The 24,714-nt window shown below is 35.0% G+C and carries 17 protein-coding genes; 12 read left to right on the forward strand and 5 right to left on the reverse strand.

Annotation, left to right across the window (positions count from 1 at the left end; genetic code table 11):
• Positions 1-353: 353 nt before the first annotated feature.
• The 3 genes from ACSLUO_RS09875 to ACSLUO_RS09885 all read left to right on the forward strand — a co-directional run bounded on the left by ACSLUO_RS09875 (position 354) and on the right by ACSLUO_RS09885 (position 4,238).
• Positions 354-1,316, forward strand: coding sequence for a ParA family protein (locus ACSLUO_RS09875; RefSeq protein ID WP_448248365.1), 963 nt, complete (start codon positions 354-356; stop codon positions 1,314-1,316).
• 2 nt (positions 1,317-1,318) lie between these two features.
• The gene (locus tag ACSLUO_RS09880) at positions 1,319-2,566 is read left to right on the forward strand and encodes a hypothetical protein (RefSeq protein ID WP_448248366.1); all 1,248 of its coding nucleotides are present in this window, start codon (positions 1,319-1,321) and stop codon (positions 2,564-2,566) included.
• A gap of 157 nt (positions 2,567-2,723) precedes the next feature.
• The gene (locus ACSLUO_RS09885) at positions 2,724-4,238 is read left to right on the forward strand and encodes a hypothetical protein (protein WP_448248367.1); all 1,515 of its coding nucleotides are present in this window, start codon (positions 2,724-2,726) and stop codon (positions 4,236-4,238) included.
• A 117-nt stretch (positions 4,239-4,355) separates the two neighbouring features.
• Here the strand turns inward: ACSLUO_RS09885 and ACSLUO_RS09890 are convergent, their stop codons facing one another.
• The 4 genes from ACSLUO_RS09890 to ACSLUO_RS09905 form a co-directional block, all read right to left on the reverse strand.
• Complete coding sequence (locus tag ACSLUO_RS09890; protein WP_448248368.1) at positions 4,356-5,282, reverse strand: DNA replication terminus site-binding protein; 927 nt, start codon at positions 5,280-5,282, stop codon at positions 4,356-4,358.
• A 1,206-nt stretch (positions 5,283-6,488) separates the two neighbouring features.
• Positions 6,489-8,933 (reverse strand): ABC transporter permease, encoded by a 2,445-nt coding sequence (locus ACSLUO_RS09895; RefSeq protein ID WP_448248369.1) that lies wholly within the window; start codon positions 8,931-8,933, stop codon positions 6,489-6,491.
• A 1-nt stretch (position 8,934) separates the two neighbouring features.
• Complete coding sequence (locus ACSLUO_RS09900) at positions 8,935-9,621, reverse strand: ABC transporter ATP-binding protein (protein WP_448248370.1); 687 nt, start codon at positions 9,619-9,621, stop codon at positions 8,935-8,937.
• Complete coding sequence (locus ACSLUO_RS09905) at positions 9,621-10,865, reverse strand: efflux RND transporter periplasmic adaptor subunit (RefSeq protein WP_448248371.1); 1,245 nt, start codon at positions 10,863-10,865, stop codon at positions 9,621-9,623. The genes ACSLUO_RS09900 and ACSLUO_RS09905 overlap by 1 nt, the downstream gene beginning before the upstream one ends.
• A gap of 185 nt (positions 10,866-11,050) precedes the next feature.
• Between ACSLUO_RS09905 and ACSLUO_RS09910 the strand changes: the two genes are divergently transcribed.
• Both ACSLUO_RS09910 and ACSLUO_RS09915 read left to right on the forward strand, forming a co-directional pair.
• Positions 11,051-12,439, forward strand: coding sequence for a sigma-54-dependent transcriptional regulator (locus tag ACSLUO_RS09910; RefSeq protein WP_448248372.1), 1,389 nt, complete (start codon positions 11,051-11,053; stop codon positions 12,437-12,439).
• Positions 12,436-13,785 (forward strand): sensor histidine kinase, encoded by a 1,350-nt coding sequence (locus ACSLUO_RS09915; RefSeq protein WP_448248373.1) that lies wholly within the window; start codon positions 12,436-12,438, stop codon positions 13,783-13,785. Before ACSLUO_RS09910 ends, ACSLUO_RS09915 begins: the two co-directional genes overlap by 4 nt.
• Positions 13,786-14,360: 575 nt before the next feature.
• On the opposite strand, the gene ACSLUO_RS09920 is transcribed toward ACSLUO_RS09915, so the two are convergent.
• Entirely contained in the window at positions 14,361-15,443 is a 1,083-nt protein-coding gene (locus tag ACSLUO_RS09920; protein ID WP_448248374.1) for a glycoside hydrolase family 117 protein, read from the reverse strand.
• 414 nt (positions 15,444-15,857) lie between these two features.
• Between ACSLUO_RS09920 and ACSLUO_RS09925 the strand changes: the two genes are divergently transcribed.
• The 7 genes from ACSLUO_RS09925 to ACSLUO_RS09955 all read left to right on the forward strand — a co-directional run bounded on the left by ACSLUO_RS09925 (position 15,858) and on the right by ACSLUO_RS09955 (position 24,659).
• Positions 15,858-16,958: an NHL repeat-containing protein gene (locus ACSLUO_RS09925; RefSeq protein ID WP_448248375.1), complete on the forward strand. Its 1,101-nt coding sequence runs from the start codon at positions 15,858-15,860 to the stop codon at positions 16,956-16,958.
• A 183-nt stretch (positions 16,959-17,141) separates the two neighbouring features.
• A complete protein-coding gene (locus ACSLUO_RS09930; protein WP_448248376.1) occupies positions 17,142-19,478 on the forward strand; it encodes an agarase in 2,337 nt (778 codons plus the stop codon).
• A 242-nt stretch (positions 19,479-19,720) separates the two neighbouring features.
• Positions 19,721-20,335: a GntR family transcriptional regulator gene (locus tag ACSLUO_RS09935; RefSeq protein ID WP_448248377.1), complete on the forward strand. Its 615-nt coding sequence runs from the start codon at positions 19,721-19,723 to the stop codon at positions 20,333-20,335.
• A gap of 320 nt (positions 20,336-20,655) precedes the next feature.
• Positions 20,656-21,417, forward strand: coding sequence for a phytanoyl-CoA dioxygenase family protein (locus ACSLUO_RS09940; protein WP_448248378.1), 762 nt, complete (start codon positions 20,656-20,658; stop codon positions 21,415-21,417).
• A 156-nt stretch (positions 21,418-21,573) separates the two neighbouring features.
• On the forward strand, positions 21,574-22,734 hold the full coding sequence (locus ACSLUO_RS09945) for a cytochrome P450 (RefSeq protein WP_448248379.1): 1,161 nt from the start codon (positions 21,574-21,576) through the stop codon (positions 22,732-22,734).
• Positions 22,735-22,793: 59 nt separating this feature from the next.
• Entirely contained in the window at positions 22,794-23,102 is a 309-nt protein-coding gene (locus ACSLUO_RS09950) for a 2Fe-2S iron-sulfur cluster-binding protein (protein ID WP_448248380.1), read from the forward strand.
• A 279-nt stretch (positions 23,103-23,381) separates the two neighbouring features.
• Positions 23,382-24,659, forward strand: a complete 1,278-nt coding sequence (locus tag ACSLUO_RS09955; protein WP_448248381.1) for an NAD(P)/FAD-dependent oxidoreductase — start codon at positions 23,382-23,384, stop codon at positions 24,657-24,659.
• Positions 24,660-24,714: the final 55 nt, after the last annotated feature.

Here is a 24,714-nt window from a genome sequence, read left to right on the forward strand (position 1 = left end):
TTGGACTTCAAATTAAGTTTATTGTTTAGTCCAAGTATTGGACTTCAAATTAAGTTTATTGTTTAGTCCAAGTATTGGACTTCAAATTAAGTTTATTGTTTAGTCCAAGTATTGGACTTCAAATTAAGTTTATTGTTTAGTCCAAGTATTGGACTGCAAATTGAGTTTACTGTTTAGTCCAAGTATTGGACCAAAAATAGAGGTGATAACTTGGAAATAAATAAAAAATACGACACATTCAATAAAAGGGCGTTAAAAAGTTAAATAATAAGGTTTAGATCCATAAAAAAATTATATTTTTAATTTAAATACTGATAAATTATACCCAGATTAAAAATAAAACTGGATGAACTATGGAAGATAAAGCTCGTACTAAAGCACCAATGCGGACTTGTGCGGTAGCTGCAAGAAAAGGGGGCGTAGGTAAAACTTTTGCCTCTATATCTTTAGCTGTTAATGCTGCATTTGGTGGACCTGATAAAAAATTACCACCGCTGAAAGTATTATTTATTGATGTTGATTCTCAGCAAAATTCTACTTATTTCTTCTTAAAACACTTTGGCGCAAAAGTGGTATTCGAAAAAGTATTATTACCTAAAAATCCTGATTGCGAAGATGGCAACGTATACAACATTACCGATGTATTTATGGGTAATGACTTTATGGAATATCCAACGCAATATGAAAATCTAATGGTATTACCATCCGACGGACATATCGATAACTTTAACGGTTTAGAGTTTAAAGAAGGTGAAGAAACTGTTGCTATGGCAACAAGCACACAATTTAAAAAGCTGATCAGGTTCGTTGAAGAAGATTATGACTTAGTCATTATTGATACTCCGCCATCAAAAACATTCGCTGCCACAGGTGCGCTAGCTGCAGCATCGGATTGTTTGGTGGTAGGGGCTCTAGACTCTTGGAATTCAGAGGTTGCATTACCAGGCATTCTTAGCGATATAGAAAATAATAATCAGTTATTTAGGGAAAAAAACAATCCTTTAAACGTAGTTGGTATATTGCTAAATAAATTATCGAGCAAAAAAATAACCAACGATGAAAAGAAACATCTCATCAAGATCAGAGATAATCATAGAGAACACTTAAGCAGTAACTTAATGTTAGTAGACCGGGTAGCATTTAAAACAACCGAGATGCCACAAGATCCATTGAATTACGATTACATGAAAGATGCTGAAACCGCACAACAAATGAGAAACTTTTATTATCATTTTGCTCAAAACGTACTTAAAGATATTTACGCTGATGTAGGTGTGGATATAGATAAATTTATTGAAGAGCAGAAAGGGGCATAATAATGGCAAGACAAAAACGGAAGTTTAGTGATACAAATTCATTAGATAATATTATGGCTGCTGCTGATCAAAAAATAGAAGAGCAGCAAAAAATAGAACCTGTAATAAAAGAAAAACCAAAACAACTGTTACATGCTGAAAATACAGCCTTGTCATGTGTAAATTTAAGTTATTTTAATAAAAGAGTAGTTACACAACTCATAAGATTTATTCCGGATTCAATTATTGAGTTATTAAAAGAAAATGAAGTGGCAGAAGATAACGTAAAATCTTTTGTTTTAGATCATCTAGAAAAAATTCCGGTAAATAACATTGTTAGAGAATACCGTAAAAGAGATATAGCGATAGAAGAGGGCGGTAGTTTATCTGCCGACTTTAAAGAAATGGATAAGTACATCAGACACGATGATATTTATGATCCTGAACGTGAAGGTATATTTATTGGTAAGGGCGTTTGTTTTCACAATATTGATAGTAATAATAAAGCAATTTTAGATGTTATAAATAGTTTTGTTGATGCTGTACATACAAGTGGAGAAAGTGTAAAAGAAAGCGGTGATGTTGTAGAAAAACCTTCAATCTACAAAGTAGGGGGCCAACAATATCGTTTAGTGTTTGGTCACCAACGCTATTGTTATTTAGTTTATGCTTTTGGTCGCGAACATATTTACAATTTTATTCTGGCATCAAATACTGAAAAACAAAACCAAAAAATATATTTAGAAAATAATACCAAACGTTCAGAAACCGGCTATGAAAAGCTGGTCTCATTACGTGATACTTATGCTGAATTAAATTTGAAAAATCATGCAACCCCTTGGGTCGCTTTAAGTGTAGGCAGGGCAACATATTTTAAAATAAAACGATTTATGGAAAATCCTGAATGCATTGATGTTATAAAGAAAAAAGCATTTAATTTATCTTATCATCAAGCACATCAAATTATGGATGAGGTCTATAAAGCACTCACAATTATCCATGGTAAAAGATTATCTTCTGCCATGGTGCTTGAAGCATTTTCGACCAAACTAGAAGAGTTAGAACTAAAAGGTTCAAAAAACAAAGAACTAACAGAGAAAAAAGCAACTAAAGTAAAAGTAACCTTACCACAAGAGAAATCTATCATTGAAAAATTACTCTTTGAAGATGTGAGAAATTGGTCAAATATTGATATAAATAAATATGATCTAAACAAGAAATCAGATCTAACAAAATATTTCAAAAATTTGATCGATGAACTAGAGAAATAATTTTAATTTATTGTTTTTATGATCTTTTTTTAATGATCCTAACAAAATATTTATGATCCACTAATGGATCATAAATATTATATTTTTACTAATTTACTTCCAATAACACCTCTTTTAACCGAACATATATAAAAATATAAATATGTCACGGTTACCCATGGAAACTAAGAAACATTTCTTAAAATCAATTAGTCAAGAACGCAGATATAGAATATCTCTCTTTGATGATCTTGAAGATAATGTTGCTAGTTATGGCTACTTAACCTTTAAAGAATTATCAGAAACATTAACTACTTATACCGAATCGGAAATAAAAGGTGAGGTTCCTCTTTTCAATTCAACATTATTTAAAAATAAAAGTAGAACCGTAGAATCAAGCATATCTTCAGATTTAATAATTTTTGATCTCGATGGAAAAAATTATAGCTATTCAAAAAATGATTTAGAAACTCTGTTAAAAGAATTTAACTTTATTGCTTGGGAAACTTATTCGTCAAATAAAAAACTTGAACAACAAAGATGGCGAATAGTGATCCCACTAGAAAGAAGTGTTACAGCCAAAGAATACAATTTTTTATATTTAGCATTAATTGATAAATATAAACTCGATTGTGATTTAGTAACTCAACAAGCCAATGCGATATTTTATTTACCAAATAAAGAACTAGGTAGTAATAAAGAAACCATAGTTAATGGAAATAAAAGTAATTTAAATCCTGATAAATTTATTAAAAACAAACAAATAGAAAGAAATAACGAACTACTTAACACAGATATACGTATTACTGAGTTAAAATCGAAAGGCTCTGTTAACTTATGTGGTTTTGATGTGCCTCAGTTTGTAAATCCGAATCTATCTCTTCTAGAGTTAAATGAATTAACTTCTAATACCGGTGTTGGATTAGCCCTTGCTAAGTTAATTGGTTTAAATGTTGAGAAAAGTAAATTATCACATGATAAGTTTACTAGTACCGCGTTACATTCTGTTATGCCTTGGCATGATAAAGATAGAAAACCAAGTACTGGTCTTATTATCAAATCTAGAGGGGATAATCAGGGTAGGGTGCTTTATCGATCGTTTAAAGATGAGGATAGTGATAATCCAATATTTGATCTTCATTATGTTTATGCTTGTCAGCAAACAGGAAAAAAAATACCTTTTGAAAGGTGGACACCATCTACTTCTGTGGTTTGGTTAATTAGAGCTTTAGTTGCAGCAAATGTTATTGTATTGCCCGATGTTATACCGGTTAAATCTAACAATGCTTTATTTGGTAACTTATTAAAATTTTATGAAAATTTATTATTACTTCAACGTTGTAGAGCTGTGTTGAATCATTTTAAAGATTCTGAAGTTGCATTTAGTTTTTCATTTGCTGAAGTTTGGTGTGGTCTATCTAGACAAACAGCAAGTAAATATTTTAAAGCACTTGCGTCTGATGGTTATATCGATGGTCTTGTTGTAGAAACTGCTCGAATGAAAATTAATGGTTTTAATATTCGGCTTAAAGCTAGTGTTAATATTAAGAAAAATTCACAAGTTAATATTTCTACGTTTGAAATAAATACAAAGAATGATTTATTTTCGGGTACTTATAAAGTTAAAGATTTAATATTTAATGATAGAGAAGGGAAGCAGTCAAGAGAAACACTGTTATTTGATACGGGTTAAATAGTTAATTATCTGGATTAATAACACTAGAAGATATATTAACTTTTGAAGTTAATAAAACTGTAAATTTATATTTACCCGGAATGATACAGAATACTTAAAATAAGTGATTGCTTACTAACTTAAGGTTTTGACACCAACAAGTTTTAAGTAAGGATTAATCATAGTTTTGTTGGTTCGTAGTTTTATCGCCTGATCTTTATTCTTATTAATATATGCCTTTAAGTTAGAGAATTTAGGTAACGTTTTATTATTTTGACCGAGCAATATGACAGGGGTAGTCGCATTACTCTTCTTACGCTTTTTAATATTATCTTCATTTATATATTGTAACTCTATGGTTGGTAAAACACGGTAATCTTTTAGTTGCTGAATATAATCGAAAGTTCCTGAATTAACATCATTAATGGCTGCTGTGATCATTTGCTGCCAATCTTTTTCAGCAATAAAATATTTTGGCCTGTTGAATTGTTCTTCCAACATTTTTAATGCTTGTTCAATGGAATAGGTTTTTGGAACAGGGCGTCTTGCCCAATTAAACCAGGCATTAGAAACATCATGTTCAAAATAATGGATATGTCGATAAACTTGCTCTGTCATAATAAAGTTGAATGTGTCGTGAATAAATTTATGACGTTCATATTGGTCGCGGCCATTACGAACAATACTAGCGATGATATCTTTGGTTCGATTAATTTTATCAACTAGTGTTTTAATCATTTGACAATTTTCTGTGATCACCACAATACCTGGCAGCCTATCAACAAACTTAGTTGAATAACCATCTGCTTTATAAAATTGCTTCCAACTAGCAAGTACTTGATAAAGTTGGCGAGGATTATTATCGAACAATGGAGATACATTTAATGATTGGATGCCATCTCGTAAAACCTTATCTTCATCATCCGTTTTAATTTTTTCAATTTCAAATACGATATATTGTGGTTGCTGAGATTGACAACATTCGATCAGTTGTTTGGTTAATGAATTAAGCTGATCCATTGTTTTAATTAGTTGCTCTGTATCACCCATGTTAAACGCCATAAAAGTGTGTCTACCTCCAAGAGTAGATGTTTTTAAATAGGGAGTCAATCAAACCAAATATTAACCTTACTTACAAAGAGTCAATCACCTGAATACTTATTTAGCAAGAGTTGACTAGAATAAAATGGCAACGAACTACATTTTATAAATAAAGCTTTTTGAAGGTAGACACACTTTTCTGAGGTATAATATAATTGGCTTAGAATAGAAGTAATAAAATTCAGATAATGATGAATACTGGGTTAAATTACATGAGTTAATGAAGTAGAAGCTGAATCTACGTAAAATCTAGTGATGTAAATCACTACGAAAAGTATTTAATCGTCATAGAGCAACGTTTATTTTGAAAAAATAAGCTATAAACTAACCTTAAATGATTGTTATATATAGGTTAATTTTAATGTTTTGTTGGAGATGTATGAGTAGAATATATTTAATAAAAACCTAAAATGTTTAGCAAAAAAGGCTTGTGATATTGTTATTAAATAACAAACAGCAAGTTAAGGAAGTACTATATAAACTGGTTAATGATATGAACATTCCCTAAGGAGTCAGTATGAACAGTAGATCTTTATTTAAATTTTGAAAATTAAATCAAAATATAGAAATACTAGATCGGCATCTAACCAGTGATTTTAGAGGGGTAACAAATGATGTGGACGATAGTATAGTTTAAGTTAGTGGATTAATTAGAAAAGAGTAAACATAGTAACGTTATACAATTTGTTTCAAGTTAAAAAGCGAAACAACCCCAATTAAGTCCGATACCTTTCAGTATTGGACATTGCGCGTATCTCTATTTTTAGATCAGTTTGCGATATAAACCTAATAATTGACTAAGCTTGGGTTATTCAGTAGAGAATTTATATTAATACCTTTCTACAACAACAATACCTAGGCATGAACTTAGTATCAGGTTGGAAATTCAAGCGTAGAAGTTTTTAATTTAACTAAGACGTGAGAGTTACTTATACTTAATTTAAGATCTGATGACCTAGTTAAAACAAATAACTCTCAATATATAGATAGATGTAAACTCTAATCGGCACATGAATACATAATTGAAAAATAATTTGCAAGCGCCTATGGCATGAATTGCACGCCAAATTTGCCACCCCAATATATGTTATGGCCCCCATCTCTAAAAAGGCAACAGTCCATGTTGCCAACACACGAGAGCTTCCTTTCGCTTATGTCCAAACCTTTTTATTCATAACGCAAGTTATTAACAGGCTTAGCCATAGCAGTACATGTGGCTAGTACTGCAATAATGATCCACGCCAATATTAGTGGTAATAAACCCGATATTAAAAATAACTCAAAACTTAAATCGATTGCCTCGGTAAAACCTGCTAACCATGCTCGCATAGAAAAATAAGCAATGGGCCAAGCAAATACATTGGCTAATAACACCAATAGGGAAAATTCACTGGTGAGCAGCCATACAATATCGAATACCGAAGCGCCCATCACTTTGCGAATACCAATTTCTTTACGACGACGTTCAGCAGTAAACGAAGCTAAGCCAAATAAACCAAGAGCGGCAACAAAAATAGCCAAGCCAGAAAAGAACGCAAAAACTTGTGCTTGTTTATCTTCTTTCTGATACATGGCATGAAAATTATCATCTAAAAACGTACGAGCATTAGGTACGGTTGGCATTATTTCAAGATGAAGTGCATCAATATGCTCAAGTACCTGAGACAATTTGTTAGGTTCAAAACGAATACTGACGAAGCGCTCTTCTCCTTTAACAAGGTGATACACTTGGGGTTGTTTATTTTCATGTAAAGATCCCATGTGAATATCTTCCACCACGCCCACAATTTTGTAATTGGTATAACCCGGAGGAAAGGGTATTTTAATCAGCTTATTCACAGCCTCTTCTGGTGTATAACCTAATATTTTTGCTGATGTTCGACTAATAACAGCAATGCCACTACCGACAGGATTTTCGTTAGTTGGAACAATCACGTAGTTGTCACCGTGGCTTTCTGAAAAATAACGCCCAGCAATTAATGGTATTTGGTAGTGTTCAAAAAATTGAAACGTCGCATTTAGTGTAGGTAAGCTAATTAAATTTTCAGCTACAATATTTTGATCTTCTCGTACATAAGACCACATATCGCGTAATGGTGATGTTGGCAGTTGCTGTGCCGCCGTTACTGATGTTATACCGGGATGCGCTATTAAACGCTCACGAAAGTATTTATATAGAGCATTTCTACTCTCAAAGCCTTTAGCATTACTTAACGGCAAAACAATATTATTATTACGGTCATAACCTGGGTCGCTAAGGCGAGCAAACTCAGCCTGCTTTACTACAACAATGGTTGCCACAATTAAGGTAATTGAAATAGTAAACTGCAACACTACGAGTACTTTACGCAAATAAACGGGGCTTTTTCCATGTCCTTTTCCTTCACTTAAAGCACCTTTTAATACTTGGGCAGCATTAAAGCGTGAAATATAAAAGGCAGGATAGCTACCGGCAAAACAACCAACTAAAATCGTTGTCGTTATAATGCCTAATAAAACATCTGTTGAATAAAAGCTTGTTGGTATTAAATCTCGTTCAATAAAAGCACTAAACCAAGGCAAACTTAATTCAACAACGGCACAAGCTAAAAGCATGGCAACCATTGTCATTAAAATCGATTCAATTAAAAACTGCCCCATAAGCTGGCGTTTAGTTGCGCCTAAAACTTTACGTACACCCACTTCTTTCGCGCGCTGTGTTGAGCGTGCAGTACTTAAGTTCATAAAATTAATACAAGCGATTAATAAAATAACTAAAGCAATAACCGAAAAGCTATAAACAATAACATAGCTACCATTGGCCTTTATTTCATATAATAAGTCAGAAAAGAGGTGAATATCGGTAATTTTCTGCAATTTAAGTGACTGTGTATCAGTAACATTGTCACCTAACTGCTGCATCATCACAGGGAACTTGGCTTCTAATTGCCTCGCTTCAACACCTTCTTTTAAACGCAAATATATATAGTAATAATTTAAGTCCCAATTTTTCAAATCGGCTGGCACCCATTGGCGCATCGATTCAAGTGAAAATAATACACTAAACTGTAAGTGCGTATTTTCAGGTTGGTCAGCAATAACCGCTGTTACTTCTGTTGGGGTGTTATTCATTAAAATGTAGTCACCAATAGGATCTTTATCACCAAAGAATTTTTTCGCCATTGATTCAGTTAATACAATGGTGGAAGGCCTTGTTAAGGCCGTTTCTTTATCACCAGCTAATACCGTAAAGTTAAAAGTATCAAACACGTCACTTTCAGCCATTAGCATGTCGTCAATAACAACCGTGTTTTCTTCGTTGCCAAGTATAAAATTCCACCCCATTCCCATTAAGCTAAGCGACTCTATTTCATTGAAGTTACTTTCAAGTGCTTCTTTAAAAGGTGGTGCGATGCCAGCACTATGAATGTCGTCGGCATTATAATGACGTGTTACGCGGTAAGTGTTTTCAGCATTTTTGTAGTAATCATCAAACGAGCTTTCGTAGCGCACAAAAATTAAAATTAAAAAGCAAATAGCTAAACCTAACGCTAAACCTAAAATATTAATAACACTAAAAAGCCTATTGGCTAAAATATTCCTTAACGCAATAAATAAGTAGTTTTTGAGCATATTATACTACCTCTACCTTATTATTTTGTGTGACGACTTGGCCATCAAACAAATGAATAATACGGTTAGCATATTCAGCGTGATAAGCCGAATGCGTTACCATTAAAATAGTAGTACCTGCTTCATTTAAATTTTTTAGCAGCTCCATCACTTCATCGCCGTGTTTCGAGTCTAAGTTACCGGTTGGCTCATCGGCAAAAATAACCGCTGGTTTAGTAGCTAAGGCGCGAGCAATGGCAACACGTTGTTGTTGTCCACCAGATAACTGATTAGGCATATGTGAAGCACGGTGGTTTAAATCCATTTGTGCTAGTACTTCATCCACTCTTGCTTTACGCTCTTTACTGGCTATTTTGTGATAAAGTAACGGTAGCTCTACGTTTTCGGCAACCGTTAATTCGTCAATTAAATTAAAACTTTGAAAAATAAAACCAATCTGGCCTTTACGTTTATTTGCTAACTGACGCTCAGAAAACTTGCTAATATTTTCCCCTTCAAAGAAGTATTCACCTGATGTTGGCGAGTCAAGCATACCTAAGGTATTTAACAAGGTTGATTTACCACACCCTGAAGGCCCCATAATCGAAATAAATTCACCTTTTTCAATTTGCAGATTAACGTCTTGCAACGCATAGGTTTCTATATCACTTGCTTGATAAACTTTATTAATATTATTTAGGCGGATCATTAGTTATCCTCGATTGTTATTGTGTTTAGTTGATTAAAGTTGCTATAGCTTGAAACAATAACCATTTCACCTTCTTTCAAGCCTTGTATAATTTCTACTTGCGCAGGCGTATTTCTACCAATGGTAATATTACGGCGATGAGCTTGCTTACCATTTTCGTTCACAACATAAACCCAAGTGCCGGCACTTTCTTGCATAAAGGCACCACTGTCAATAAGCAGCACTTCCTCATTGTCGCTCAGCATTAAACGCGGCGTTAACGTTTGGCCGCGACGTATACTTTTGGGCCAGTCGTCATCAAAATGTAAGTCTATTTCAAACTCGTTATTATTAATTTGCGGGTATATTTTCTTTAACGTTAATACATATGCATTACCCGCAATATTTACTCGTGCTTTTTGCCCAATAGCTAAACGACTCAAATAAAATTCACTGACTAAACCAACCGCCTTAAATTTTGAAATGTCGTCAATTTGGCCTAAACGCTCACCATGACTTTTACTTTCACCCATTTCTATATCGAAAGAAGTTAAACGCCCAGCTCTTGGCGCTTTAACTAATAAATTGTCTAAATTTCTACGTGCTATTGATAAGTTTTTTTCTAATTGAGCTACGTTACTTTCAAGTTGTTCTATTTGCGCGATACGCATTTTTTCTTCTTGTTCTTGGCTTTCAAGGGTTACTTCACGACACTGTATTAAATAGGCTAATTCGTTGGTTAAATTTTCTAACTGCTCTTCATCAATAAAATTAGCGACTTTTCTACGGCGTTTTACTTGCTGTTGTAATTGCTTTATTTGGTAATCTAATTCAATTAAATCGCGCTTTAAGCTTAACCTATTGCGCTCAATAGCGAGTTTGGTATTTCGTAAATCATTCAACTGTTCACTTACTTGTGCTTCGCGTGAAATTAAATCTAATTGCAACTTGGTATTGCTTAAACGCAGTAAAGGTTGATTTTTAATAACAATATCGCCCTCTTCTACCAATACATCTTCAACTCGACCACCTTCAATAGCATCTAAATACACGCTTTTAAATGGCTCAACACGTACTCGTAATGAAATATAGTCTTCAAAGGCCACCTTTTTTACGGTTGAAAACACTAAACGCTCTTTCTCAACAGTCAAACTTTTTTCCGCTTTTGGCATATTTACATAGAGAGCAGCAATAACTACAACAGCAGCAACAAGTAAAATATGTTTCCATGAAAACTTCTTGGCTTTTTGAATTTTTCTATCCATTATCTATAACAACAAGTAAAAGTAACCCTAAATAGCGAACATCATGCCAAACATTAAACCCTTAATATTCATATAGATAACAAATTCACTAGGGCAACAGGTGTGCGCTTGCTATACACTGATGTGTACGATAACGTACACTAAAAAAGAAACTAACGTGCCAATTAAAAGCACGAGGGCATAAAATGAATAAAAATTTGGCTAATATATTAGTCATTGATGACGACCCTGATATTTTATTAGCGGCTGAAATCTTCTTAAAACGGCATTATCAAAAAGTGCTCACCTTAACTGATCCAAATGACATTGCCAGCACCATGCAAACAACGCCATTTGATATTTTTTTATTAGATATGAATTTTGCTATTGGCTTAAATACTGGTGACGAAGGTTTGTATTGGTTAAATCAAATTTTAGCTATTGAACCCAATGCCGTTATTGTCATGATGACCGCCTACGGCGATGTGGAACTGTCAGTAAAAGCAATCAAACAAGGCGCTGCTGATTTTGTGTTAAAGCCATGGAAAAATGAAAAGCTACTTGCCACACTTAATTCTGCGCTATTACTTAGTGAATCAAGAAAACAATTGAGCCATTCTCGCAAACAAATAAAACAGCTTAGTATTAGCCAGCAAGCTCTGCAAAACCAGCAAAAAATGCCAACTGCTATTGGTGAATCACGTGCTTGGCAACAGCTACTTAACATGGCGCACAAAGCAGCCAAAACTAACGCTAATGTACTTATACTAGGAGAAAATGGGGCTGGTAAAGAAGTCATAGCACATGAAATTTTTCAACGCTCTGAACGGGCAAATAACATTATGCTAAGTGTTGACCTTGGTGCGGTACCTGAAAACCTTTTTGAAAGTGAATTATTTGGCCATGTAAAAGGCGCTTTTACTGACGCCAATAGTGATCGCGCAGGTCGCTTTCAGGCGGCAGCAGGCGGTACCTTATTTTTAGATGAAATTGGTAACTTACCATTACATTTGCAGGCAAAATTACTCAGAGTTATTGAACAAAAAGAAGTAACACCACTAGGTTCAGACAAAGCAATAAAAGTTGATGTAAGATTAATTTGCGCCACCAACATGCCGTTACAAACATTGGTTGATGAAGGTTTGTTTAGAGCTGATTTATACTACCGTATTAATACCGTACAGTTACAAATACCACCTTTGCGCGAACGACAAAGCGACATTCCTTTGTTGTTGCAACACTTTATTGAACGCTATGTACGTAAGTATCAGCTTTCGCATAAAACAATTGATAATGCGGCTTTAAAAGCACTTAAAAAATATCGCTGGCCTGGTAATGTTCGTGAACTTGCCCATACTGTTGAGCGCGCATTAATTTTAACTGACAACGATATTCTTACCGAGCAAGATTTCCAACTAGCAACACAAGCACATACAACAAAAGATACCTTTGCTGATTGTAATCTCGAGCGTATTGAAAAACAGGCTATTAATCATGCCATTCAAAAGCATAACGGTAATATTAGCCACGCAGCTACAGAACTAGGTATTACGCGTACATCGTTATATCGCCGTATAAAGAAGCATGAATTATGAAACTAAAATTCCGTTGGCGTTATCGACTCAAATTACTCACTTTAATTAGTATTTATTCACTAGTGTTATTTGGCATTTTTCATTTAATACAGCAACCATTATTCTATTTTAGCCAAGTACTTTTTATTATTGTTGCCGTACTATTGGTTATTGGCATTATTTATTTATGGGAACACCAATTAAAATTATTAGAAATATTCTTTCAAGCAGCTAATCACGATGACTTTTCGCAGCGCTATAGCAATAAACGCTTAAGTGAAGAATTAGCCGATAGTTTAAATAAAATTACCGAAAAATTTCAACAACACCGTATTACAGAACAAACAGAAAACAGCTTTTTAAAAGCCATTATTAGGCAGGCGCCTGTCGCTATATTAGCGTTTGATCAGCGTGAGCGACTTACTTTGTTTAACCAAACAGCTAGCCAATTATTATCAATAAAATCACCAACAACTCTTCAAGACTTATCCGCCAGTTTCATTGATTTACCCCATTTATTAACTAGCTTAAGTAGTAACAACTTCGCTTTACATAAAATGTATCGCGACGGAGTTGCTTATAGCTTAAAGCTTTCTGCCAACCATATTTTATTGGGTAATAAAAACCAAACCATAGTAACCATTGAAAACATTGGTAGAGAAATTAATCAGGCTGAATATTTAGCATGGCGTAATTTAATCAGCGTATTAACTCATGAAATGATGAATTCAATTACCCCTATTGTTTCGTTAGCTGATAATTGCCGAGATATTTTAACGCAACCTGATCTTCTTGCCTTGCCAGAGGAAACCCTCAAGCAAGAACTTGAGGAAACCAAACGCGCACTCAATACGATTGCTCAGCGCAGCCAAGGTATTATGAATTTTGTGGATAGTTATCGCCAGCTAAGCAAGTTACCTTCGCCCAATATTCAAAGCATTTCATTACACGAATTGTTAACAACCATTGCGTTGTTAGAACAAGCGAAGTTAGCACCACTTAATATTAAAGTTTGTATACACGTTGAGCCAGAAAATCTTAGTTTACGCGCCGACAAACAACAGTTTGAACAAGTATTAATAAATTTAATTAACAACGCCGCTGATGCCTGTAAACAACAAAAAAACGGCGAAATTAACATTACCGCATCACTACGCGGTAGCCATATTGTTGTTGCTATTAACGATAATGGCGCAGGCATAGACGACAAAATATTAGAGCATGTTTTTACACCATTTTTCACCACTAAACGCAATGGCACCGGTATAGGTATGAGCTTAACAAGGCAAATTATACATGCTCACGGCGGGCAAGTGTCGGTGAAGTCAACGCCCAAAGTAGGTACCACGGTAGAGCTGATTTTTTAGTAAATATTTACTCTTTATTTTTACAGAATAAAATAACGCTGTTCAAAAACTGTATGTACACAGAAACCTATAAACCTTGCTTTATAAAACAGAACAAGCATTTTGCCGATTTTTAGTACAGCTGCTCAACAATAGCAGCTAAGCCATTTATCGACTTTCGAAAATCAACCGCACTGCGATAAAGAAAAACATCGGGTACGCTGGTAAACATCTTCATGATGTTAGCCCGTTAAGCAGTTCAATTAAAAATGGCGCCGTTGTGTTATTGTGCCAGGTAACGATAATTCATCAGCTGAGGTTGTTAATAGGAAGTTGGTGTTGTTGACAAAACTTAAGCACTGATAAGCCGCAGGCAATCTGTTTATCAACGAAGTTTTTTCAATCATCAAGTCTTCTGCGCTACATGGGTTGCTCCAATAAAATAAATTAAAACACTTTAAATTGAAATATTAAAGCAGGAATTGTGCTGATGGCAGGACGTTTACTATCTATATATAAAATAAGCCATTAACCTGAATGGATTAATGGCTTATTGATAAAGTAGATTAGGTCAATTTTAGCGGCAAGCTTAGTTATTAACTCGCTACGTTCTGAAAGGTACCAGCATCTAAAACTTGTTTTCTTGGAACAAATTTACAAATATAGTTCCAGTTCCAGCTAGCATCATATTTATGGCATAAACCCCAACTTAAACCTGGTTTAGGTAACTCTTTTCCTTCCGGATCTCGGTATAAACCAATTGCTTCTGGCGCACCTTTTATATGAGCTTTTATTTCGAAGTTAATGCCATCTTGGGCAAATTGTATGGTGTTTTTTTCTGGTCCATCAGTGGTTAACATCGAAGCGATACCACCTTGATAATTCCAAACAACAACTTCATGGCCACTATTAGAAATAGGGTTATATTCAGATTTTACATATGGTCCTTCAAAAGTATCCGCAATAGCAACACCGTGTTTAATTTCACGGCCACCAAAATTCATACTTTCCCCCATAGTTTCACCTTTGTAATAAAGGTAAAATTTATCATTAAAAATCATTAAACAAGGATCATGCACTTTGTGACTATCAAAGCTACCTTTACTTTTTACAATGAAGCGGTTGTCTTCATCACCTAACCATTCACCATCTTGCGATGGGCTTAGAATAGGTTGTGCCGATTTTTTCCATGGACCAAAAGGACTATCAGCAACAGCAATCGCAATTTGTTCAATTTGACGATTCGTATAAGGGTACTGAACTGATTGATAAACAAGGTAATATTTACCCTGATGAGCTAATACTTCAGGGGTAAATACGGCTCTATCATCATAACTACCGGCTTCACCACGGGTAATAGCAACGCCCTGTTCTTCCCAGTACTCGCCATCTTTAGAGGTAGCATGCCAGACTTCTGTTAAATCCCACGGAAACACTTTATCATCAAGGTTATCAGAGCCAAAGCCAACTGTTTCACCTTCACCTTTCGTGTACCAAACATGGTAAATACCATCAACATTAATTACCGATGATGGGTCACGACGGATCACGCCTTCTTCAAAAGCAAAGTCACCTTTTAATTCATGCACATCGAACTCGGTTAACCACTCGCTACCAAAACTATCGTAACCACGTTCAATAGCTCTTTTACTTGCTAAGCTTAATTTTTTCTCTTGCATATTAACCTCAAAATCATGCTAATTTAGCGCAGGTATTGATATAAGCGCTTTCTAAATGTTTAAAATTCAATTCCAGATACCCTCAAAAATATAGGGAACTGTTATTCTTACTTCGGCTGCAATACAACGTCTATCTATTCAATAGTTTACCAATACCTGTTATCACTACCGCAGCTTTAATATTAGTGCCATTTAGTAAAATCACACCTTAAATTTGGGTGATCGAGCTTTCCACCTAAATATAAATACCATGTTAAGCAATTTATTAATTGGCTTTTTAATAAAGTGCTTTCATGTTACATTATAAAGCCGCAATTGTTAACAATTAAATATATTCACTCGTTAGTATTGTGATAAAGCATTAAATAAAAGCATCTTTATAAACTTCTCTTACCGTATATATAAGGAAAATTCATGACTAATGTGAATTCATCTCCAATCCCTTCAGGGTCAACAAGGCCTAAAAATGGTAATAATCCTCATGGAATGATCGTAGGTAATGGCGATTTTACTTATCGTGTAGACTGTAACTGGGGTCAATTAGACGCTAACAAATACCCTGTTGAAAATTGTCACAGTTTAGCCTTTGATTCACAGAAAAATATTGTCATGACAACTGATCATCCTCAAAACAATATTATTATTTATAACCAAGACGGTAAGCTAATTGATGCATGGGGTACTATGTTTCCTGGTGCACATTCCGCTAAAGTGGTTAATGAAAACGGTGAAGATTACATTTATTTAGTAGAAAGTGGTTGGATCCTCAATCGCCGCTGGGACGGGGTATCAACCGATAAATGGGATTCCCCTTTTAATAAAGTGATACCTCAGGCGGGTTTTATTGCCAAACTCACCATGGATGGCCGGTTAGTATTCACGATAAGTCATCCGCAAACAATTGGGGTTTATACTCCCGATATGCCATTTAACCCAACCGATATTGCTATTGCAGCTAATGGCGATTTATATGTTACTGATGGTTACGGCTCCGATTATATCATTCAATATGATAGCCAAGGTCGTTATATTCGCCACTGGGGTGGCCATGATAATGCCGATAAAAATTACAATCTCATTAATACCCACGGCATTGAGATTGATCAGCGCGATCCACTTAATCCAAAACTTATGGTCAGCTCAAGAGCTGAGCAAGCAATCAAATATTTTTCATTATCTGGTGATTATATCAGTACTTTATCTGTACCTGGTGCGTGGATCCATGGACCAGTATTTAAAGGTGAGCATTTTTATGCGCCAGTATGTTGGTCTGATATAGATGGTGAAAATAAAGACGATTCAGGTTTTATTGCTATATTTAACTCATCTGATCGTTTAGTTGCCACCATTGGTGCACAAAGCCCTATTTACAAAAATGATCAATTGCAACAAGTGTCAACCTCTTGGAATTTATTTAATCACTGCCATGGGTTATGCGTTGACGATGATGAGAATATTTATGTTGGTCAGTGGCGAGCAAACCAAAGCTACCCTTGGAAATTACATCGACTTTAATCGGGGATTTAGGATTGATTTACTTATTTTAATTAATTCAAACCCTATTTTTTGTTAACAATATTCAATTTTAGGTTTAGTATATAAAAAAGTTTCCATAAATAATAAAGAATATAGTGTACAGTTTTTAAGCAATATAAGAGTCAGGCCAATACTAACGTTAAGCTGACTATAGGAGAATATATGAAGATGTTAAAAAATGTGGCAATGATATCAGCGTTTGCTTGTCTAGCCGCTGGTTGTCAAAACGAACCACCAGTTTTAAATGCTGGTAATGCAAAACAGCAATCAACAAGTACAGATGGAGCTGTGTTAAAACAATTAGCTAATTTTAACAACGAAAACCTTAACGTTAATTTGTCTTATGTTGATGCTAAAGGTGAAATTGTTGATGGCCAACTCAATGTCTCCTTTGACAACACCAATTCTACTTATACTAGCGTGGCAATCGAACCTAAAGATAAGTGGGATTGGAGCGAGTTTTCTGATTTCAACTTAGCATTTGATATTGCTAATCATGGCCAACGTTCAGCACAAATTTATTTAGATATTACCGATGGTAATGGTGATAACTATACCCGTTCGGTTAGTATTCCGGTTGGTGGCTTTAATACTTATTACGCAAAAATGAAAGGTCATGATTTAGCAACACCTGAAGGCAAGGACGGCGTTGAACTAAACTTTACCTCAGGTTTACGTTCAAACCCTGACACATGGGAAAGTAACGAAGTCCAATTTATTTCATTATGGGGTAAAAAGAACCTCAATTTAGCTGATATTAAACGCATTAATATTAGTGTACAAAGTGCAATTTTTGATAAGCAAATTCAGCTTAAAAATATTCGCTTACGTAGCAATCCTAAAATGGATCAAAACTTTCTTGCCGGTATCGTAGATAAATACGGACAAAACGCTAAAGAAAACTTTAATGGTAAAGTATTTAGTGATGAGCAATTGATAAAAGAAAGAGAAGCTGAATCAACATTATTTGCGAATCAAAAAATAGTTGACCGTTCTAAATATAGTGGTTGGGCTTCTGGTCCTAAATATAAGGCAACAGGTTATTTCAGAACAGAAAAAACCGATGGAAAATGGTCTCTTATTGATCCTGAAGGACACATATACTTTGCTTCGGGTATTGCTAATATCCGTTTATCAAATACTTCAACCATGACAGGTTACGACTTCCCGGCTTCCGTTATTAAGAAAAAAGATCCTAATGATGTAACTCCCGAAGATTCGCAAGGTTTAAACCGCGCCCCTAACTCTGCAGTGCCTTACCGTACAAAAGCGTCTGATACACGAGCAAACATGTTTAATTGGTTACCTGAATATTCAGAGCCGCTAAGTAAACACTTTGGCTATCGTCGTAGCGCCCATTCTGGTCCGCTTAAAAAAGGTGAAACATTCAGCTTTTATTCTGCAAACCTAGAACGTAAATACAGTGATATTAATCCTGATTTTATGGAAGCTTGGGAAGAAACAACATTAAATCGTATGACCAACTGGGGTTTTACTTCTTTAGGTAATTGGGCAGATCCTGCTTTTTACGATAATACGCAAGTGCCTTATTTTGCAAACGGCTGGATCACTGGAGACTTTAAAACAGTTTCAAGTGGAAATGACTTCTGGTCTCCGCTCCCAGACGTATTTGATCCTGAATTTACTGAACGAGCAAACTATACCGCAAGTGTTGTAGCAAGCGAAGTTAACAATAGTCCTTGGTGTGTTGGTGTTTTTATTGATAATGAAAAAAGCTTTGGTCGTTCAGAAACTGATGAAGCTCACTACGGTATTGTGATTCATACACTAAAACGTAATGGTAAAGACGTACCAACCAAAGCGGAATTTACTCGCTTAATGAAACAAAAATATCAGGATATAAAAGCTCTTAATAAAGTTTGGCAAAAAGATATTAAGAGCTGGGCTGAATTTGACCAAGGTGTTGATTCTTCGTTAAATACAAAAGCTCAAATCAATGACTACGCATTATTATTATCAGCTTATGCCGATAAATACTTTGCAGTTGTTGATGCCGCATTAGCAAAACATTTATCTAATCATATGTATATGGGCGCACGTTTTCCTGATTGGGGTATGCCAATAGAAGTTGTTAGAGCTTCAGCTAAGTATGTCGATGTTGTTAGCTATAACGCATATAAAGAAGGTATCCATAAGAAAAAATGGGAATTCCTAAAAGAAATTGATATGCCAGCTATCATTGGTGAATACCATGTAGGTGCGAGAGATAGTGGTTTATTCCACCCAGGCTTAATTCATGCGTCAGATCAGCAAGACAGAGCAAATATGTTTGAAGATTACATGAATTCCGTTATCGACAACCCTTACTTTGTTGGTGCACATTGGTTTCAATATATTGATTCGCCGATCACAGGACGTGCATATGATGGCGAAAACTATAACGTTGGTTTTGTTTCTGTCACCGACAGCCCATACCAACCGCTTATCGAGTCTTCACGTAAAATAAATGCTTCGCTTTACCAACGTCGTTATAAATAGTATCTCGACTTTATATAAGTTTAGCGATAGAATGTAAGCTATCAGGCCAATATTGTAGACAATATTGGCCTTTTCATTTCAAATCCTGCCAAAGTTAATAAACTTTTAAAACAATGATTTATTAACCCCTTAATTTATAAGACTGTTAACGCTATCAAAAATTGTCATATGTGAACAATATTCTATTTGCAATATTTGCCAAACTCGCTATGATGGAGTTAATTGTTTATTGAGGAGTTATTATGGCTGGAGCAAGACCAAAAAAAATCCTAACCATAAAAGATCAAATCGCAAATGAATTACGTTCTGATATCATTTCTGGTGCTATGCCGCCGGAAACAAAATTAAAAGAGCAAGAATTAGCACAGCGTTTTGGCTTATCACGTGGTCCTATCCGAGATGTTATTTTACAGTTAACTAAAGAAGGTTTGCTGGTTTCGAAAAATAATTGCGGTGCATCGGTTAATAGTGTTTTAGATCCTAAAATGCAAAAATTGATGATTAATTTACGTCGTAATATTGAAACATTTGCCATCGAGCAGCTCAAAGGTCAATTAACTGAAAAAGATTTTAACGAGTTAGATGCTATTCTTGACGATCTGCAATCGGCTTTTGACTCAGAAGATTATACAGAAGTAACTAAAATTGATATCTCCTTCCATAACTACCTTATCTATAAAGCTGGTGGGGATGAATTAGTTAATATTTGGTATCCGTACGTAATGCGTATGCGTTTAAATTATAAACGTATTCAATCAAGCGCTGCTTGTGTAGATGAACATAGAGAAATATTAAATTCACTACGTGAAGGTGATACAGCTAAGGCCGTTAAAGCCGTTAAAGCTAATATCAAATAGTTTATATTCTATCTTTTAATATCCCAAAAATAATATCTCTAAAAGCGCGATTTAACATCGCGCTTTTTTTTTGCCTAAAAAACGATAACGTAATTTAAGCTGTGAAAATACACTTATCAATCAGCTTAAATTTTATACCTTAAAAATATTTTTTCTCATAAAAAAACGATTAACTAAAACAATCAAGTAGTTATAAACTCAAAACCAAAATTCAAATAAAAATATTATATTTATATTTAAATAATTATTGATTTATTAAATTACCCTGATTAATATTGTTAACATTCAACAAATACTAACAATGTTATATAGGTACGAATATGAGCAAAATGATACTGACAGATGAACAAGTTGCCGACTTCCACCGTGACGGTTATGTCATCGTAAAACAATTTTATAACGAAGCTGAAATTAGCCGTTTACAAGAAAAAGCCTTTAATGATGAAAACTTATACAAAAATGCTTGGGACAAAAAAGATGCTTCAGGTACGGTAAGTAAAGTATCGTTATGGCAAGATTTAGGTGACGACTTTTATAGCATGTTTTCACGTGGTCGCCGTTTAGTTGATTCAGCAGAGAAAATTTTTGATGAGCCGGTATTTCATACTTCATCAAAAATTATGATGAAAGAACCATTTGTTGGTGGTGCATGGGAATGGCACCAAGATTATGGTTACTGGGCAACAGATAATTATCATCTTTACCCTAAGTTACTAAGCTGTATGATCGCCATTAATAAAGCGACTATCGAAAATGGGTGTTTACAAGTATTAAAAGGCTCACATCACATCGGTAGAATTAACCACAGTAAAACAGGTGATCAAAAAGGTGCTGATATGGTATTTGTAGAAGAAGCCATGAAACACCATGAGTTAATTAATGTGGAATTAGAGCCGGGTGATACGTTATTTTTCCACTGTAATTTATTACATAAATCTAATCAAAATCGTTCTGCCGATCCACGTTGGGTGATGATCCCAGCATATTGCGCAGAAAGTGCAAAACCTTTTAAAGAAAACTCATTGGTTTATCGCCCATTAGAAAAAGTAGAAGATGATGCCATTCTAAATTGGTCTGCATAATCTGCATTTCAATTAAGCCATCATTAAGATGGCTTTTTTATATCTCAAGTTAACAATTAAAGCATATATTTAATATTTTTTTCGTAATAATCACTATTTATAGCAAATTAACTACAATAAAATGATGTTATTACTTGCTAACTAAAGATGAATATTATGGATAAAAGTACATTAGCTGATCCTTTTAAAGTAACAAGAGAAAACCAAGGGGTGAGTGAAATAGATGATCAAAATGATCCTGTTACTATGGTATTAGGATTAAAAGACGTTAGAAAATGTGCTCACAACTGGAAAACGTTTCAATCAGGTGCTGTCCCTGGTCGAATTGTTGTACCATCAGAAGTTAATATTCGTGACACCAGACAAATTCCTTTCGAAGTTGACCCTCCTGAGCATGGTAATTTTAGAGCTTTGTTAGACCCATGGTTTAAGCGCCCATTAGAGCAAGACTATCAAGATAAATTGCGCGCCGAAGTAAATACCATTGTTGATGCCGTTTTAAACAAACCATCAGTTGAAATAGTAGAAGAGTTTGCATTAATACTACAATCTCGCGCCTTAACTTTACTGCTTAACACCCCTTACTATGAGGCAGAAACTTGGATTGGCTGGGGGACGCATGTTTTTAGAAGTGAAGATAGCGCCCTAGATGCAAGTAAAGCCAATATTTTATATGACTATATAGACAAGCAAATAGACCTTGCCATCGCCAACCCTGGTGAAGATTTATACTCGGTACTGCTAGCGTCTGAAGTAAATGGTAAAAAATTAACCAAAGAAGAAGTCAAAGGTGTGATGATTTTAACCTTTGCCGGTGGTAGAGATACTATTATTAATGCGGTTACCAATACTATTGCTTACTTTTCAGAACATCCAGAATCACTGCATCGTCTAAAAGTAGAGCCAGAAATCAGAGGTAAAGCGGTAGAAGAATTTATTCGTTATTTTTCACCACTAACTCATATGGGCCGTGTGGTAACAGAAGACACCCAAGTTTGTGAACACGCTGTTAAAGCCGATAGCCGAATTTCATTATGCTGGGCATCAGCAAACCGAGATGCCAAAGTATTTGAACAGCCTGATGAAATTGTTTTAGACAGAAAATTAAACCCACATGTTGGTTTTGGTTTTAGTCATCACAACTGTTTAGGTGCTACCCACGCAAGGCAATTACTTAATACTTTAATTGAAGTATTAGCTGAAAAAGTTGACTCAATAAGCCTACATGGCTGTGAAGAAAATATTGAAGATTTACAACATTTTCAACGAAAAGTAGGATTTCATAGTTTAACGGTTACCCTAAACGGTAAAAACTAATCTATTTAACCCAAGTTCAGTTTATTTAAAATAACAACGATTAATAAAGAGACACGATAATGGCAAAAATTACATTTATTACAACAGACAGTGATGAAATTACGGTAGAAGCAGACTCAGGTTCAGTAATGGAACTTGCCGTAGAAAACAACATTCCAGGTATTGATGGCGATTGCGGTGGCGTGTGCTCATGCGCAACTTGTCATGTACATGTTGCTGCACAAGATCTTGATAAAATTGGTCCTGCAAGCGAAATTGAACAAGACATGTTAGAGCTAGACGACAACGCTAATGAATTTAGTCGCCTTTGCTGTCAAATAGAAGTTAATGATGCCATTGATGGTGTTGTATTAACTGTCGCCGAATAATATAACCTGAACTCGGATTAATGGGTTTTGTAACAGTCTGATTTATAATCAATAATTTAACAGTTTACGTACTTATTTTGTTGCACCTAATTTATCTTAGGCTCAATGATGAAATTTAAGTGGATATCTAGGCGTTTTTCGTACTAATAGCCAGCTATTAGAACGAAAAATAACGAAAATAGGCGCTTAAATAGCGTTATTGAGCAAAATGGCTTAAACCGAATTCAGGTTAATATAGCAAATAAACGTTACCGCTCAACAACAGGTTAGGAATAAAACATGTCAACAGATCAAGCTTTAGAGCAAACTTGTATCATTATAGGTGCTAGCCACGCCGGCGTTAGTGCCGCCTTTGCTTTACGTAAAGAAGGCTGGCAAGGAAAAATAAAGCTGGTCGATAGTGACACCGCTTTACCCTATCATCGCCCCCCTTTGTCAAAAGCATATTTAACAGAAGATAGTGATAAAGCGCCTGCAACATTAAAGCCTGAAGCAAGTTATCAGAAAAATAATATTGAGCTAATATTTGGCCAAAAAGTTTGTGAAATTAACCGAAATGACACAGCAGTAATATTGGAAAATGGTGAGCAGTTACCATACAACAAATTAATTATTGCTGCTGGTGCCCGACCATTTATTCCACCAGTAACCGGTATTGATACAGCATCTAATGTCTTTACCTTGCGCAATAAAAGTGACGTTGAACAAATTCGTCAAGCCTTCAGCGCCAGCAGTAAAAAACGCGTGGTGGTCATTGGTGGTGGTTATATTGGCTTAGAAACAGCGGCCTCTCTCAAAAAAATGGGGGGCGATGTTACCGTCCTTGAACGGGAAACACGATTACTTGCACGTGTGACCTCACCACAAATGTCTGAATTTTTTGCTCAGTTACATGCAGATCATAATGTCACAATTAAAACTGAACAAAATGTCACGGCGATTGAAGAGTCTAACCAAGAGTTGACCGTTGTTTGTGGTGATCAGAGCCAATACCCTGCAGATATAATTATTGTTGGTGTCGGAGTACGAGTTAATCAAGAATTAGCACAAGCCGCCGGTTTAACCATAGCAAATGGCATAAAAGTTAACGAACAATGCCAAACCAATGATCACAATATTTATGCTATTGGTGATTGTGCTTTCCACCATAATCAACAATATGATCGATGGTTACGATTAGAGTCGGTGCAAAATGCAGTAGACCAATCAAAAGTTGCGGCCGCATCAATTTGTCAAAAACCGACACACTATGATGCATTACCCTGGTTTTGGTCAGATCAATATGACATAAAATTACAAATGGTTGGGCTAGCGACAGATTACGATAATCTAATTTTACGTAAAGAACGTGACAGTGATACTGATATTGATAACGCACCTTTAGCTAAGTTTTCTGTCTGGTACTTTAAAGGCGATACCTTGTTATCTGTTGATGCCGTTAATCACGCTAAAGCCTATGTATTAGGTACTAAAGCACTAAAATCCAATCTAAATATAAATAAAGAAAACCTCGAAAATAACGAGATTGATTTAACATTAGATAATCTATTTTTATAAGCTTTATTTAGTGGTAGACTTAATTATCAGGGCACGTGTTAATAGCGTGCCTTGT

The organism is Thalassotalea agariperforans (genome assembly GCF_053470345.1).